Annotated in this window: 12 protein-coding genes; 3 read left to right on the top strand and 9 right to left on the bottom strand. The window is 62.0% G+C overall.

Features of this window, described 5'->3' with window-relative positions; all coding sequences use genetic code 11:
• Positions 1 to 19 precede the first annotated feature (19 nt).
• The 4 genes from frr to rpsB all read right to left on the bottom strand — a co-directional run bounded on the left by frr (position 20) and on the right by rpsB (position 3,131).
• Positions 20 to 577, bottom strand: coding sequence for a ribosome recycling factor (gene frr, locus D779_RS10725; protein ID WP_043753603.1), 558 nt, complete (start codon positions 575 to 577; stop codon positions 20 to 22).
• 1 nt (position 578) lies between these two features.
• On the bottom strand, positions 579 to 1,301 hold the full coding sequence (gene pyrH, locus D779_RS10720; protein ID WP_043753600.1) for a UMP kinase: 723 nt from the start codon (positions 1,299 to 1,301) through the stop codon (positions 579 to 581).
• A gap of 68 nt (positions 1,302 to 1,369) precedes the next feature.
• On the bottom strand, positions 1,370 to 2,257 hold the full coding sequence (gene tsf / locus D779_RS10715; protein WP_043753597.1) for a translation elongation factor Ts: 888 nt from the start codon (positions 2,255 to 2,257) through the stop codon (positions 1,370 to 1,372).
• A 127-nt stretch (positions 2,258 to 2,384) separates the two neighbouring features.
• Positions 2,385 to 3,131 carry a 30S ribosomal protein S2 gene (gene rpsB, locus D779_RS10710; protein WP_094300782.1) on the bottom strand — a complete coding sequence of 249 codons (747 nt, stop codon included), beginning with the start codon at positions 3,129 to 3,131 and terminating at the stop codon, positions 2,385 to 2,387.
• Positions 3,132 to 3,577: 446 nt separating this feature from the next.
• Here rpsB and map point away from each other — a divergent pair, with 446 nt between their 5' ends.
• Positions 3,578 to 4,366: a type I methionyl aminopeptidase gene (map, locus tag D779_RS10705; RefSeq protein ID WP_043753591.1), complete on the top strand. Its 789-nt coding sequence runs from the start codon at positions 3,578 to 3,580 to the stop codon at positions 4,364 to 4,366.
• Positions 4,363 to 7,041 (top strand): [protein-PII] uridylyltransferase, encoded by a 2,679-nt coding sequence (glnD, locus tag D779_RS10700; protein ID WP_043753589.1) that lies wholly within the window; start codon positions 4,363 to 4,365, stop codon positions 7,039 to 7,041. The genes map and glnD overlap by 4 nt, the downstream gene beginning before the upstream one ends.
• 64 nt (positions 7,042 to 7,105) lie before the next feature.
• On the opposite strand, the gene wecC is transcribed toward glnD, so the two are convergent.
• The 5 genes from wecC to D779_RS10675 are packed head-to-tail and all read right to left on the bottom strand — an operon-like array spanning position 7,106 to position 14,513.
• Positions 7,106 to 8,356, bottom strand: a complete 1,251-nt coding sequence (gene wecC / locus D779_RS10695) for a UDP-N-acetyl-D-mannosamine dehydrogenase (protein WP_043753587.1) — start codon at positions 8,354 to 8,356, stop codon at positions 7,106 to 7,108.
• 12 nt (positions 8,357 to 8,368) lie between these two features.
• Positions 8,369 to 9,490 carry a non-hydrolyzing UDP-N-acetylglucosamine 2-epimerase gene (wecB, locus tag D779_RS10690; protein ID WP_043753585.1) on the bottom strand — a complete coding sequence of 374 codons (1,122 nt, stop codon included), beginning with the start codon at positions 9,488 to 9,490 and terminating at the stop codon, positions 8,369 to 8,371.
• Positions 9,491 to 9,507: 17 nt separating this feature from the next.
• A complete protein-coding gene (locus D779_RS10685; RefSeq protein ID WP_043753583.1) occupies positions 9,508 to 10,743 on the bottom strand; it encodes a glycosyltransferase family 4 protein in 1,236 nt (411 codons plus the stop codon).
• The gene (locus D779_RS10680; RefSeq protein ID WP_081763457.1) at positions 10,740 to 12,467 is read right to left on the bottom strand and encodes a heparinase II/III family protein; all 1,728 of its coding nucleotides are present in this window, start codon (positions 12,465 to 12,467) and stop codon (positions 10,740 to 10,742) included. Before D779_RS10680 ends, D779_RS10685 begins: the two co-directional genes overlap by 4 nt.
• Positions 12,468 to 12,497: 30 nt before the next feature.
• A complete protein-coding gene (locus D779_RS10675) occupies positions 12,498 to 14,513 on the bottom strand; it encodes a bi-domain-containing oxidoreductase (RefSeq protein ID WP_232424155.1) in 2,016 nt (671 codons plus the stop codon).
• A 218-nt stretch (positions 14,514 to 14,731) separates the two neighbouring features.
• Here D779_RS10675 and D779_RS10670 point away from each other — a divergent pair, with 218 nt between their 5' ends.
• Complete coding sequence (locus tag D779_RS10670; protein WP_043753577.1) at positions 14,732 to 15,757, top strand: IS630 family transposase; 1,026 nt, start codon at positions 14,732 to 14,734, stop codon at positions 15,755 to 15,757.
• Positions 15,758 to 16,059 lie beyond the last annotated feature (302 nt).

The raw sequence follows: 16,059 nt of genomic DNA, 5'->3' as shown, positions 1-16,059 counted from the left end.
GCCGTCGGTCCCCGCGGCCTCAAATGGACATCAGGTCCTGCTCTTTCTCGGCCAGCACCGAATCCACGTCCTTGACGTACTGGTCGGTCAGCTTCTGCACGATCTCCTGACCGCGGCGCTCGTCGTCCTCGGAGATCATCTTCTCCTTGACCAGCTCCTTGAGCTCGTGATTGGCGTCGCGACGGATGTTGCGCACGGCGACACGGGCCTGCTCGGCCTCGTGGCGCGCCACCTTGATGAGGTCGCGGCGGCGCTCCTCGGTCAGCGGCGGCATGGGCACGCGGATCACGGTCCCGGCGGTATTGGGATTCAGCCCCAGATCGGACTGCATGATCGCCTTCTCGATGGCCTGCACCATGTTCTTTTCCCATGGCACCACCGAGAGGGTGCGGGCATCCTCGGCATTGATGTTCGCGACCTGGCGAATCGGGACATCGGAGCCGTAATAGGAGACCATGATGTGGTCGAGCAGCGAGGGATGCGCGCGCCCGGTCCGGATCTTGGCGAGCTCGTGCGAGAGTGCCTCGACGCTCTTGGCCATCCGGTCGGCAGCATCTGTCTTGATATCGTCGATCATGTTAGTTCTCGCTTACCACCAACGACCCGACATCCTCGCCGCGAATCAGCCGCAGCAAGGCACCCGTTTCGTTGATATTCATTACACGAAGTGGCATCCCGTGTTCCCGGCACAGCACGATGGCCGTGGTGTCCATGACCTTGAGATCCTCGCGCAGCGCCTGGTCGTAGCTGATTCTGCGATAGAAGGTCGCGGAGGGATCGGTCACCGGATCGGCCGAATAGATGCCGTCCACCTTGGTGGCCTTGATCAGAAGATCGGCACCGATCTCGACCGCGCGCAGACTGGCGGCCGAGTCGGTGGTGAAGAAGGGGTTTCCGGTTCCGGCGGCGAAGATGACGACCCGCCCCTTGTCGAGATGGCGTATCGCGCGCCGGCGGATGAAGTCCTCGCAGACCTGATTGATCTTGAGCGCCGACATGACACGGGCGGCGACGCCCATCCGTTCAAGGGCGTCCTGCATCGCCAGGGCATTCATGACGGTCGCCAGCATGCCCATCTGATCGGCGGTGACGCGGTCCATGCCCTTGGCGGCCATGATCCCGCCGCGGAACAGATTCCCGCCTCCGATCACCAGCGCGACCTGCACGCCCTCGGCAGCGAGACCGGCGACCTCCTGCGCGAAGCGTTGGAGAACATCCGGGTCGATTCCATAGGAACCCGAACCCATGAGCGCCTCACCACTGAGCTTGAGCAGGATGCGTCGATACACTGAGGCCGCCATGGCCGTCTACCTCGTCGCCGAATTGGTTGCGGAAAGATCGTCCGGATGAAGCAGGATACCCCAATCGATCAGTCGCCGCGAACCTGCGCCATGACCTCTTCGGCGAAATTCTCGGTTTTCTTCTCGATCCCCTCGCCGACCTCGACCCGCGCGAAGCAGACGACCTTGGCGCCCGACTGTTTGAGCAGCTTTTCGATCGACTGATCGGGATCCTTGACGAAGGGCTGACCCAGCAGGGTCACCTCCTGGAGATATTTGCGCATGCGGCCTTCGATCATCTTCTCGACGATCGCCTCGGGCTTGCCGCTGTCGAGGGCCTGCGCCTTGAAGATCTCGCGCTCCTTGTCCAGCATCTCGGCCGGGACCTGGGAGGCGTCGACGCACAGCGGATTGCTGGCCGCGACGTGCATGGCGATGTCGCGCCCGAGGGTCTCGTCGCCGCCGGCGAGCTCGACCATGACACCGATACGCACGCCATGGATATAGCTATGGAGCGTACCTTCGGCGGACTCGAAGCGCATCAGACGACGCACCTGGACGTTCTCGCCGATCTTGGCGATCAATGCCTCGCGGGCGCCATCGACGGTGAGCGAAGCATCGCTGGCCAGGGACTGACCCGCCAGCTCGGACACATCCGCCGCGGAACCCGCGAGCGCGGTCTCGGCGACCGCGTCGGCGAAGGCCTGAAAATTGGTGTCCTTGGCGACGAAGTCGGTCTCGCAGTTGATCTCGACCATGACGCCGCGCTTGCCGTCATCCGAAATACGGATCACGACGACGCCCTCGGCGGCGGTGCGGCCGGACTTCTTGGCGGCCTTGGCCTGACCGGACTTGCGCATCGCCTCGATGGCGGCCTCGATGTCCCCATTGGACTCGACGAGCGCCTTCTTGCACTCCATCATGCCGGCGCCAGTGCGCTCGCGCAGCTCCTTGACCAGTGCGGCTGTAATCGCCATGGTTAATTCACCTCTATCCCGTGCCGGGAAAAACAGAAAATATCTAATGGCGGCGGCCCCGAAACGCCATGGGGCGTCAGGGCCAACCACTTGAAACGGCGCACCGAGGCGCCGTCGGTCAGTACGATCAGGCGTCGGCGGCGCCGGCCGCTTCCTCGGCCGCACCAGCCTCTTCGATCGCGTCGCCGCGACCGACCATGGCGGCTGCGGTGTTGCGGCCGTCGAGAACGGCGTCGGCGGCACCGGCGATATAGAGACGCACGGCGCGAATGGCGTCGTCGTTACCGGGGATCACGTAGTCGACGTTGCTCGGATCGTTGTTGGTATCGACCACGCCGATGACCGGGATGCCGAGCTTGTTGGCCTCGGTCACGGCGATCTTCTCGTGACCGACGTCGACGACGAACATGGCGTCCGGCAGACCATCCATGTTCTTGATGCCGCCCAGGCTCTGCTCGAGCTTGTCCCGCTCGCGCGACAGGCCCAGCGCTTCCTTCTTGTTGAAGCGCTCGATGGTACCGCTCTCGAACATCGCCTCAAGCTCCTTCAGCCGCTTGACGGACTGACGGATGGTCTTGAAGTTGGTGAGCATGCCGCCGAGCCAGCGATGGTTGACGTAGGGCATGCCGCAGCGCGCGGCCTCTTCCTTGATGGCATCGCGCGCGGCGCGCTTGGTGCCGACGAAGAGGATCTTGCCGCCGTTGGCCGTCAAGGTCCCCATGAAATTGACCGCCTCCTGGTAGAGCGGAAGGGTCTTCTCCAGGTTGACGATATGAATCTTGTTGCGGTGCCCGAAGATGAAGGTGGCCATCTTGGGGTTCCAATAACGGGTCTGGTGGCCGAAATGAACACCGGCCTCCAGCATCTGGCGCATCGTGACTTCGCTCAAGGTCTTGCTTCCTAAGATTGAATTGGGTTGGACCTCCACGCATCCCACGCGACAACCCGTGTCGACGGGCACCCAGCCGCATGTGCCGATACGTGTGTGGACATTAGGTTCGAAATCCGGCGGAGCATGCCCGTCACATAGCATCCAGCGCCCCTGACTCGGGGACGAGAGCAAGGTGACGAGAGGGCACGAGGACAACATGCACGCCGGAGACGGCCGATATTCTAGAGATCGAAAAGCCGAGGCATTCCGCTTGGCGCCAGCGCATCGATACCCATATCGGATAGCGACTCCTTGAGAAATATATCGGCCATTTGGAGTTCATTGCGGCAGCGCGCCGCGTTTTATACCATAGCCGATTCGATACGGGCAATCGCCCTTCACACAGACGAGATTCGATTCAGATTCCTGTGGACGCCTCAAACGACAACATGAGTGTAAAGATCAAGACACCCGAAGCGATCGAGCGGATGCGCGTCGCGGGCCGACTCGCGGCCGACGTGCTCGACATGATCGCCCCACACGTCAAGCCCGGCGTCACCACGGATGAGCTCGACCGCCTCTGCCACCAATACATCACCGAGGTCCAGGAGGCGATTCCCGCCCCGCTCAACTATCGGGGCTTTCCCAAGTCCATCTGCACCTCGATCAACCACCAGGTCTGCCACGGCATCCCGAGCGACAAGCGCCTGAAAAAGGGCGACATCATGAATATCGACATCACCGTGATCAAGGACGGCTATCACGGCGATACCAGCAAGATGTTCTTCGTCGGCGAGCCCTCGGTACTGGCACGCCGGCTCGTCACCGTCACCCAGCAGTCCATGATGCTCGGGATCGGCGCCATCCGCCCGGGCGCCACCCTGGGCGATATCGGCCACACCATCCAGAAATTCGTCGAATCCCAGGGCTATTCGGTCGTTCGGGAGTACTGCGGCCACGGCATCGGGCGCGAGTTCCACGAGGATCCTCAGATCCTCCACTACGGCAAGCCGGGCGAGGGGCTCGTGCTCGAACCGGGCATGTGCTTCACGGTGGAGCCCATGGTCAATTCCGGCAAGCGCTTCATCAAGATCCTGCCCGACGGCTGGACCGTGGTCACCAAGGACCGCAGCCTCTCGGCCCAATGGGAGCACACCGTGCTGGTGACCGAGGACGGATACGAGATCCTGACCCTGCGCGCCGAAGAGCGAGACGAGCCGCAGCCAGACCCGCAATGACCCAGCCCACACGGACAGAGGATCACGCAACGCCAGCACCCCATACGTCTGGGGCAGCGCCCCCGGTCGCCCCCCCTCCCCCACCGATCGCGACCTACAAATCGCGGCTCAAGTCCGGCTGCAACGATCTCTATCACCAGTTCGACCTGGGCATCCCCATCGCGGCGCTCGTCAGGGAGCGCAGCGACCTCATCGACGCGGTTCTATGCGAGCTCTGGGAACACCACCTCGGCCCGAACCCTGAAGAGGCGGCGCTGATCGCCGTCGGCGGGTACGGCCGCCAGGAGCTGCAGCCGGCCTCCGACATCGACATCCTCATCCTCATGGCGCCGGACGCGGAGCTGACCCGGCCCCTCGAACAGCTCGTCACCTGTTTCTGGGACATCGGACTGGAGATCGGGCACAGCGTGCGCACGGTCGCCGACTGCGTCAGCGAGGCATCGAACGACGTCACCGTGATGACGAACCTGCTGGAGGCGCGCCTGCTGAGCGGCAGCGAGACCCTGTTCCAGGAGATGCGTGCCGCCACGGCCCCCGAGCACATCTGGGACAGCGAGCGCTTCTTCGCCGCCAAGGCGGCCGAGCAGCGCGCACGCTGGCACAAATACGGCGAGACCGCCTACAACCTGGAACCCAACATCAAGGAGAATCCGGGCGGTCTGCGCGACATCCAGATGATCGGCTGGGTCGCCAAGCGGCATTTCGACGCCGAGACATTGCACGATCTGGTTGGACACGGGTTCCTCACCGAGCACGAGCACCAGGCGCTCGTCGGCGGCCAGACCCTGCTGTGGCGGATCCGCTTCTCGCTGCACCGGCTCACCGGACGGCGCGAGGACCGGCTGCTGTTCGATTACCAGCGCACCCTGGCCAAGCAGTTCGGGTTCTGCGACGGCGCGAACAACCTCGCGGTCGAGCAGTTCATGCAGCAGTACTACCGCACCGTGCAGGAACTCAACCGTCTCAACGAGATGCTGCTGCAGCTTTTCCGCGAGGCCATCCTGCTGCACGACGACGTCGGCCCGCCGGTGCCGATCAACAAACGCTTCCAGTCCCGCAGCGGCTATCTCGAGGTCACCTCGCCGAGCGTCTTCAGACGCTATCCCATCGCCCTGCTCGAGGTCTTCCATATCCTCCAGACCCGTCCCGAGCTGGAGGGCGTGCGCGCGAGCACCATCCGTCTGATCCGCGAGAACCGCCACCGCATCGACGACGACTTCCGCGCCGATCTGCGCGCGCGCAGTCTCTTCATGGAGATCTTCCGCGAATCGAACGGGCTGACGCACGCCATCCGCCGCATGAACCGCTACGGGGTGCTCGCGGCCTACATCCCGGCCTTCGCCAACATCGTCGGCCGCATGCAGTACGACCTGCTGCACGTCTACACGGTGGACGAACACACCCTGACGCTGGTGCGCAACCTGCGCCGCTTCACCATCCCCAAACACGACGACGAGTTCCCGCTGTGCAGCGCGGTCGGACGCCGCATCCCCAAGCTGGAGCTCCTCTATCTGGGCGGACTCTTCCACGACATCGCCAAGGGACGCGGCGGCGACCACTCGACGCTGGGCGCGCGCGACGCCTGGGATTTCTGCCGCCTGCACGGCCTCAGCGAGTTCGACAGCCGGCTGGTAGCCTGGCTGGTCGAGCACCACCTGGTGATGTCCATGACCGCCCAGCGCAAGGACATCAGCGATCCCGAAGTGGTGCAATCCTTCGCCGAACTGATCGGCGACCCCAACCGGCTCGACTATCTCTATCTGCTCACCGTCGCCGACGCCCGGGCCACCAACCCCGAACGCTGGAACAGCTGGATCGACGCACTGCTGCGCGAACTCTATTACGCGACCCGCCGCGCCCTGCTGCGCGGACTCGACAACCCCCAGGCCCAGGACGAGCTCATCAGCCAGAAACAGGCCGAGAGCATGCGCCTGGTAGCCCGCTACGGCGGCGACCCCAGCGCCTGCAACGCCCTCTGGCTCAAGTTCAGCCTGGACTTCTTCCTGCACAACTCCCCGGACGAGATCGCCTGGCAGACCCGTCAGATCCTCTCCGCCGACCCAACGCATCAGCCACTGGTGGTCATCCGCCCCGTCACCGCCCGCGGCGGCACCGAGATCTTCATCTACACCCGCGACCGCGCCAATCTGTTCGCCCGCACCACGGCGACGCTGGACCAGATGGGGCTCGACGTCATGGATGCCCGCGTCATGACCACCGACGACGGCATGGCCGTCAACAGCTACCAGGTCCTGGACCAGGACGGAGAGCCGGTGGAAAACGAATTGCACATGGAAGAGATCCGCTCCAACCTCACGGCCAGCATCATGGAGCAGGGGGAAAGCCCCATCCGGGTCGCCCGTACTGTCCCCCGCCGTCTACGTCACTTCCCGATCGAGACCCGCATCAACTTCTCGGCCGACGAGCCCAATCATCGCACCATCATGCGGCTCACCACGCTCGACCGCCCCGGCCTGCTCGCCGAGGTCGGCGCAGTCTTCCAGCAATGCGGTATCAGGCTGCAGAACGCCAAGATCGCCACCGTGGGCGCGGAGGTCGATGACGTCTTTTTCATCACGACCGAAGACGATACGCCGATCACCTGCGAAACGGCGCTGGCCTGTTTGAGGAGGGAGATTCATGACAGGCTCGAAGGTCAGACCAAACAAAGCTGACGAGGGCCAGTCTTCAGGGGCGCTTAACTCACCGCAGCGGGGCATGTCTACCCCTGGATGGGGACTATCTCCAAATCCCACAGGTATCGATCACGATCTTCTCCTGAAGCAACTGACGCGATACCTTTCGAAAACCACGATGCGCGACCAGACCGAGCACGATATCGGCTTCCGCCAACGCCTCGTCCAGACCGCAAAGGCCGACGCCCGCCTCCTTCAGGGCCGCAGGCAAAGACTCGATATGCGGCTCGACCGCCAGCACACGCCCCACTCCCTCGCTTGCCAGCCGCTCTGAAATATGCAGCGCAGGACTCTCGCGCAGATCATCGATATCCGGTTTGTAGGCAAGCCCCAGGCAAGCGATGGTCGGACTCTGAAACCGCGCAGCCTTCGCCCGCACCTTCGCCATCACCTGCTCCGGCTTGCCCGAGTTCACCTCGCGCGCCAACCGAATCAGACGCGCCTGCTCGGGCGCCGAGTGCACGATGAACCAGGGATCGACCGCGATACAGTGCCCGCCCACACCGGGCCCCGGTCGCAGCACATTCACCCGCGGATGACGATTGGCGAGCTGCACCAGGTCCCAGACATCCACACCCAGGTGGTCGCAGACCTGCGACAACTCGTTGGCCAAGGCAATGTTGACATCCCGGAAGGTATTCTCCGTCAGCTTCGCCAGCTCGGCCGTTCGGCTGTCGGTTTCCAACACCTCCCCGGCCACGAACTGGCGATAGAAATCGGCGGCGGCGATAGTCGACGCCTCATCGACCCCACCGACGATCCGGTCGTTGTCCACCAGCTCGCGAATGATCTGACCCGGCAGCACCCGCTCAGGGCAATGCGCTACATGGATCGACTCTGGCGCCTCGATCTCCTGAATCCCGCGTCTCGGCACAACCAGATCCGGTCGTGCCTCCGAGATCCAGGCAGCAACCTTCTCCGACGTGCCGACGGGACTGGTCGATTCCAGGATCACCAGATTACCCGCAGCCAAACAAGGAGCAATGGCCCGCGTCGCCTCCTCCACATAACGCAAATCCGGCTCGAAACCATCCTTGAACGGCGTCGGAACGGCCAGAATGAAGATGTCCGCCGCCGTCGGCTCCGTATGGGCCGTCAGACGTCCGCTCTGCACGGCCGACTTGACCAGGATATCCAGCGCCGGCTCGCGAATATGGATATGACCCGCGCTGATGGTCTCCACCACCCGTGCGCTGACGTCGACTCCATGCACGCGAAGCCCCTTGCTCGCGAGCAGACTGGCCGTCGGCAGACCGATATAACCCAACCCCATGATACAGAGCGTTTGATTCATACTGACGTGCTCCTATAACCGCGTCGATACCAGAGTGCCCAGAATCCGCGCCGCCGCCTGCCCATCGCCGTAGGGATTGTGCGCCTGAGACATCCTCTCGTAGGCGGCCGGATCATCGAGCAGGCGAGACGCCTCCCGCACGATCGCCGTCTCGTCGGTGCCCACCAGCCGAACCGTCCCCGCCTCCACCGCCTCCGGACGCTCGGTCGTCTCCCGCATCACCAAAACCGGCTTGCCCAGTGAAGGGGCCTCCTCCTGAACACCGCCGGAATCCGTGATCAGAAAGCTCGCCCGGTCCATCAAGGCCACGAACGGCAAATAGTCCAGCGGCTCGATCAGATGCACATTACCCTTACCCCCAAGCAAGCGGCGCACCGGATCCTGCACATTCGGATTCAGATGCACCGGATAGACGATCTGAACGTCCTCCCGCTCCGCCAGCACGGCCAGCGCCTGACAGATCCGCTCGAACCCCTCGCCAAAGTTCTCGCGCCGATGGCCCGTCACCAGGATCATCCGTCGACTGGAATCCAGGAAATCGAAATCACGTTCGATCTCGGCGCTCAGCCCATCGTCTTCTCGCAGCCGGCGAACGACGTCGAGCAAGGCATCGATCACCGTATTGCCCGTCACGATGATCCGCTCGGGCCGAACCGCCTCGCGCAGCAGATTCTGGCGCGCCCGCTCCGTCGGCGCGAAATGCCACTCCGCGATACTCCCGGTCAGGCGTCGATTCATCTCCTCCGGCCAGGGCGCATAGATGTTCCCGGTCCGCAGACCGGCTTCCACATGCCCGACCGGGATGCGCTCATAGAAGGCCGCGAGCGATGCCGCAAAAGTCGTCGTCGTATCGCCATGGACCAGCACCAGCTGAGGGCGCGTCTCGCGCAGAATGTTACGCAGGCCGGCCAGGACGCGTGAGGTGATGTCCGTCAAGTCCTGTCCAGGCTGCATCAGATCGAGATCGAATTCTGGCGTGATACCAAACAGACTCAATACCTGATCCAGCATCTGCCGATGCTGCGCCGTGACGCAAACCTGGCTCTCGACCTCGGGGGCGGCCGCCAGCGCCTGAACGACGGGGGCCATCTTGATGGCCTCCGGGCGAGTGCCAAAGACCGTCAATGTCTTCATATCGAATCAATCTCCTTTCACGAGCCAGCGGATCGAGTGCCACAGGTCGAAGAGAGCACATCCTCATAGCGCTTGGCCAAATGGCTGCGGTCAAAATGCGTCTCGACATACTGCCGTCCGTTCCTCCCCAGCTGCCGACACAGCCCCTCGTCGTCACACAACCGCTCTACAGCACGCGCCAGCTCCGCTGCATTCTCCGGCGCAATGCAGAGTCCAGCCTCCCCCGCATCGATAAGGGACTGGGCCTCGCCCTCCACGCCCAGAATGATCGGCACCTCCATCGCCATGCTCTCGAAGATCTTGGATGGGATCACGGTCTTGAACAGATCGGAACGACGCAGCAGCACGAGACTCGCGTCCGTCAACGACCATAGGGCGGGCATGCGGCTCTTGGGCAGCTGATCCAGCATGATCACATTGGCCAGCCCCATCTCGTCCCGGAGCGCGCGCAACCGGGCGCGCTCCGCGCCGTCTCCCACCAGCAGGAAAACGATGTCCGACCGATCGACTAGCGCAGCCGCCTCCAGGACGGTCTCGAGATGATGAGCCATTCCATGCGTTCCGACATAAGCGGCAATGAAGCGCCCTTCCACGCCAAGCTCTCTCGCCAGACCTGCATCCGCCGCCCCCCCCGGGTAGAAGCTCAGATCCACCCCGTTCTTGATGACTGTGATCTTTGCCTCATCCACGCCGCGATCGATCATGTATCTCCGAAAGGCATCGGTCACCGGCACGATATGATCGGCCTTCCGGTAGGCGAAGGCCTCCAGCCACTCCAATAAACGAATGATGCGTTTATTGGTAATGGCGCCAACGGCAAGGATCGAGTCAGGCCAGAGATCGCGAATCTCCAGCACCCAAGGACAGCGCTTCAACCGGCTGGTGAAATACCCCGCCAGACCATTGAAGAACTGAGGCGACGTCGAGATCACGATATCCGCCTTCGGCAGCCAGGGCAGAGCCAGGACGACAGCCACCAAATAGGACATATAGTTGAGCGTCCGCTTAAGAAAGCCCTCGTTGGCCGTCACATAGGTCCAGAGCCGAACGACCTGGATGCCCTCCATCTCCTCGCGCTGGTAGAGCCGATTCCGATAGCCGTCGTAAACCACACCACGCGGGTGATTCGGGGCGCAGGTGACAACCGTAACCTCATGACCCAAGCGCACCCATTCACGACAGTGCTCGAATGTTCGGGTCGCGGGCGCGTTGACTTCAGGCGGGAAGTAGTGAGAGAGAAACAGAATCCTCATGCAGACCTCAGACGATAGGCGATATGAGAGCCACTCTGAAGCTGCTTGGAAACCGTCAAAACCGTTGCCGCTTCCTTCAAACCGAACTCCCGTGAAAACGCGTACGTATCCGCCGACAAGACACCCTCTTCGACCTCCATGACCAAGCACTTACCATCGACGGACAGCCGTGCTGTCTTGCCATCACAGGCCAATACCAAAACATCGGGATGCAAATGCAGGCGGCTAACGGCTTGGTGACACCGGCGCGAGGCGATCCGGTCCTCGACACGCAGACAGTCGTTGGATAGAGAGACCCTCCGCTCATGAACAGGCCGACCAGGCAATCGTCGGTACCCTGTGTGCTTCCCGGAAAAACAGACCCGGCCTCCAGCCTCTTCCCAAGCACGAATTTCTTGAGGATAACCGCGGCGCGCGACACGGAACGTCGCCCAGATCTCATGCTGCTCCTCGCCGTCCAGCTCGAGCGTGTTGTGCGCGCTCGTCCGGCGGAATCCGTTACGCTCCGAGCCAGCGTATTCGAAGGTTCCTGCATTCACCGCAACCAGTCTCCCGTTCCATGTCAGCTCGTAACTCAAGGTATCGCAATGGGCATGACCTGGCTGATAGTCGGGGCCGATAGCGCCGCAATCGATCACGCAACGCCATGTCCCCGCAGAAAGAGTGGCCAGTCCGAAATCAGGCTTCTCGATGATTCTCGACGTTCCATCCGTCGCTGAGGATGCCGAGCTGCCCGCAGCAGGCCGCTCAGGCACGGCCACCTGCAAACGTGTCGCATACTCCCAAAGCTGGTCGAGCGAGGGAGCAATACCCTCGGCCGTGTCATTGAAGCGAGGCAAGGTGCCGTCGGGATGAACACTGTCAGACAGGAAGCGCAGCATCTGCTCCGCCGTCGCCCGCAGCAGGCCAGCGAGATTCGGATCGCTCCTGCCGTCACCACAAGCACCCGGCATCGATGTGACGCCAGCACGCCCCTGCAACGCCACTAGATTCAAACAATCCAGCACGTCCTCGAGGACGATGGCGTGATACATGGGAGATCGCTCGAAATGTCCGCCGTCCGGCAGGACCTGCTCCGCGATCTCAGCGCGCAGGATCTCGGCGCCCTTTCGGTACCACTCGCCGGGCTCATCACCGCCGCGCAGACAGGCACCCGCGAACAGCAGAGCCACCCCATTCTTGAACAGATGATTCGCGAGTAGATGGTATTCCAGGCTCCGGCGCAAATGCCGGGTCTGTTCGAACAGAGACACCGCCATCAGCTCCAGCATGTCCTGCCCCAGCATCTGCCGATTCATGAACTTCAACCAGTTCACGATCCGCAGGGAGATGGGATAAGGCTCCCAGCCATTGCCCCGATAAGGAGGATTCTGCGCGATCCAGTCCCGAATCAGCGCAACGCCTCTGTCCGGAGACATGCCCGGCTGATGCAAATAATCGAAATAATGGAGGTTATAGAGCCAGAGCTTAGGTAGATCGGCCGCATGCCATGGGATCGGCGACGATGGTACCGTCCGATTCAAGAACCGGAAACCATCGCCAAGCCATCCCGGACAGCGCTTGATCGGTGCAACGAGAAGGAGCTGACAAACACCGATCGAAGGCGGCAGCGGCCGAGCGCGCCGAGTGGCGCGCGACCCGAGCAGATAGAACCGCCAATAGAGCTGGCGCCATCTCAGATAGTGCATTGTGGGCAAGAAAAGTGCGAGCTGCCGTACGAGCATGCTCCAACATCCAGATTCGGTTTATCAGCCTCACCCCATGCGCTCAGCAACCTCGAAGGTCACCTCCGCCACTTCGATCAGCTCCGAATACGGAATCGGCGCCTCGCCTCCAGTCGCAATCGCCTCGACGAAGGCCGCGACACAGGCCGTCTGCCCCTTGTCCTGCCGCCACAGCTTCATGGACTTGAAGCCGGGCCAGCCAAAGCCGCGCAGGACGCGGAAATTGTCCAACTGCAAGATCCGCCCTCCGCCGAAGATCTCCAGCCGCTCCTTCGGAAAGGACTTGTGGCCATTCGCCAGATAGTGAACCGTCCCGAACGAGCCGTCCTCGAAACCCAAGCTGACCGTCACCTTATCGTCTCGAATCGTCACGCCCTCGCCGATGCGCATCGCCTGGACCTCTGTGATCCGCGATCCGGCCAGGTAGCGCAGCAGATCGATGAAGTGGCAGGCCTCTCCGATGATTCGCCCGCCGCCGACCGCCCGGTCCTGCGTCCAGTGATCCGGCGGAATCTCCCCCGCATTGACCGTCATCACAAATGTCTTAGGCTCAGTCACCCCAGCCAGCAACGCCCGAGCCTTCTGCACCAAGGGCGAAAAGCGCCGGTTGAAGCCGGCGATCAGCAAGGGCGCACGGCCCTGCTGGGCCAGTGGCTCATAGAGGTCGCGAATCCGGCTCAGATGCGCCGGATTGAGTGCCAAGGGCTTCTCGACGAATACATGCTTACCCGCGCCCACGGCCTCGCAGACGAAGCGTGCGTGCGAGTCGTGCCGGGTCGTGATCACAACGGTATCGATCGCCGGATCCCGGATCAGTCCCGCGGAGTCCGTCGTTGTCTCCTCGAAGCCGTGCTTTCGGCCGGCATGCACGCCACTGATTCCGCCGCTCGTGGCGACCGACTTGAGCCGTGCCCGCGTCTTGGTGAAGGCAGGGATCAGGACACCGGTCGCATAGTTCCCGGCGCCGATAAAACCCACGGTTGGCCGTCCTGCACTCCCCGCGGCCCTTGGCGCGGGCTTGAGCACCACCGTGCGCTGGGTCAGGGTCTCCAGCGGCACCTCATCCTCGCTGGGATACTCCAGCAGAATACCGAGCGAAGGCTCGGAGCCGCCCACGACCGCGTAGGCCTGCTCGACTGCATCGAGCTTGAAGCGATGCGAGATCAGCGGCGTCACATCCAGCCGGCCGTCCGCCAGCATGTCGAGAACGGCCTCGAAATTGCGTTGCTCAGTCCAACGCACGAAGCCAACTGGATAATCGTTTCCGCCTTCCTCATAGGCCGGGTCATAACGCCCTGGCCCATAGGAGCAGGAGACTTGAAAGCTCAGCTCCTTCTCGTAGAAGTCCGCGCGTGAGAGCGACAAACCAGTCACACCCACCAGCACCATCCGCCCGCGCTTACGGCACATGAGCGCAGCCTGATGGACCGGCTCATTGCTCTGGGTCGAGGCGGTGATGATGACGGCATCGACACCGCGACCGCGCGAGAAGGTCTGTGAAACGGAAACCGGATCCTGCCCGGTCGACAAGTCGACTGTCTCCGCCCCGAGATCGCGCGCCAAGGCCAGCTTGGCCGGATCGAAATCCAGCCCCAGTACCCGGCAGCCGTGCGCCCGGAGCAGCTGCACCGTCATCAGGCCAATCAGACCAAGACCGGTCACCACCACCGTTTCCCCGAGGGTCGGCTGAACCAGCCGGATGCCCTGGAGAGCGATCGCGCCGATGACAGTGAAGGCCGCCGCTTCGTCCGAAACCGTATCTGGGACTTTCGCGCACAGGTTCACCGGTACGCCAACCATCTCGGCGTGCTTGCCGTTCGAGGCGACCCGATCGCCGACGGCGAAATCAGTCACCCCCGCACCCAGCTCGGCCACCACGCCGACGTTGCAATAGCCGAGCGGCAAGGGCTGCTCTAGCTTATTGAGCACAGCCTCTACGGTCGGCACCAGTCCATCGGTCTTCATCTTGTCCAAGACCATCCGAACCTTGTCTGGCTGCTGACGGGCCTTTTCGATGGGGTTGGCTTTGCCGAAATCGACGAGCATTCGCTCCGTTCCTGCCGAAACGAGTGAGCAACGCGTGCGGATGAGTAGCTTGCCAGTGCCGGCCCGTGTGCATGGAATCTCGGTGATCTCGGTCTTTCCATTCTTGAGGTTCTGTAGAATTTGTTTCACAGCAATTTCACGTCCTATACCGCTCTCATTTGAGTTTTTCGCCGACAGGCATTTTGTGACACATCGACCGGATCTGTAGAATCTTCGCCATGTCTGACTACAGCCTCACTGACAAGCAACTCGCGGAGCTGCGTGCCGCTCACCGAGGTACGCGCGATAAACGCGAGGCTGATCGGATCAAGGCCGTGGTTCTACTCGCGACCGGCTGGACAGCCGAGCAAATCGCAGAGGTGCTGCAGATCGACCCGAATACGGTGCGCAACCATTTCAAGCGCTATCGCCAGGATGGCCTGAAATCGCTGGGGCACGTGGCGTTCCGTGGCAGCGCCTGCCAGCTCGACGCCGCGCAATTGGCGTACTTGGAAGCGCACCTGCAAAGCCACCTCTATCTCAGCGCCAAGGCTGTCGCCCAGTGGATCGAAGACACCTTTGACGTGGCCTACACCGTCAGCGGCATAACGGCGCTGCTGCATCGCTTGGGCTACGTCTACAAGAAACCCAAGCTCATCCCTGGCAAGGCCGATCCCGAGGCCCAGAAAGCCTTCCTCGCCGAGTACGAAAAACTCAAGCAAACCAAGGGTGATGCGGATCCCATCTATTTCATGGATGCGGTCCACCCGCAGCACAATCCGGTCATCGCCCAGGGCTGGATCAAGCGCGGCGAGGATCGCGAGATCCGCTCCAACACCGGGCGGCGGCGCGTCAACATCAACGGTGCCATCGATCTCAATCGCCTCGAACCCGTTGTCCGTTTCGACGACAGCATCAATGCCGTCTCGACCATCGCTCTGCTGCAACAACTTGAGCAGCGGCACCCAGACGCGGCGGTGATACACGTGATTTGCGACAATGCGCGCTACTATCGCTCCAAGGCGGTTCGTGAGCACTTGGAGACATCACGCGTGCAATTGGTCTTTCTCCCGCCCTATGCGCCAAATCTCAATCTGATCGAGCGATTCTGGAAGTATTTCAAAAAGACGGTGCTCTATAATCGCTATTTCGAGTCGTTCGATGACTTCAAATCCGCTTGCGAGAATTTCTTTCGTCACCCGAACCAATATCGTGGTGAATTACGATCGTTGCTGACGGAAAACTTTGCCATTGTCGGCGAGTAAAACACCGAAAAATTGGCATTAGCTCGGTATATATTCCACTGAGACGGCTAAACCGAAAAACCTGAATCAAAGATAGGCTAAATGGCACTGCCGGTTGGCCCTTCCGTGTCCTCTACGCGAATGTCACTTCTTGGCTTCGACCAACATGAAAAGACCGAATGAAGGAAGTAGACGTCGAATTATACCCCGTGGCCAGAGCTTCCTAGCTATGGGCGGTGATCATAACTCCGGTCCACACTCATGCCGCCAGCGGTGTCAAATAGGGTTGTCGAGCGGGTGGCGGTCGTTGTCGTCGTGGCCGT

Source organism: Imhoffiella purpurea, assembly GCF_000585215.1.
Lineage (GTDB): Bacteria > Pseudomonadota > Gammaproteobacteria > Chromatiales > Chromatiaceae > Imhoffiella > Imhoffiella purpurea.
Note: the sequence above shows the minus strand (reverse complement) of the source record. Positions and strands in the feature narration are given on the sequence as shown.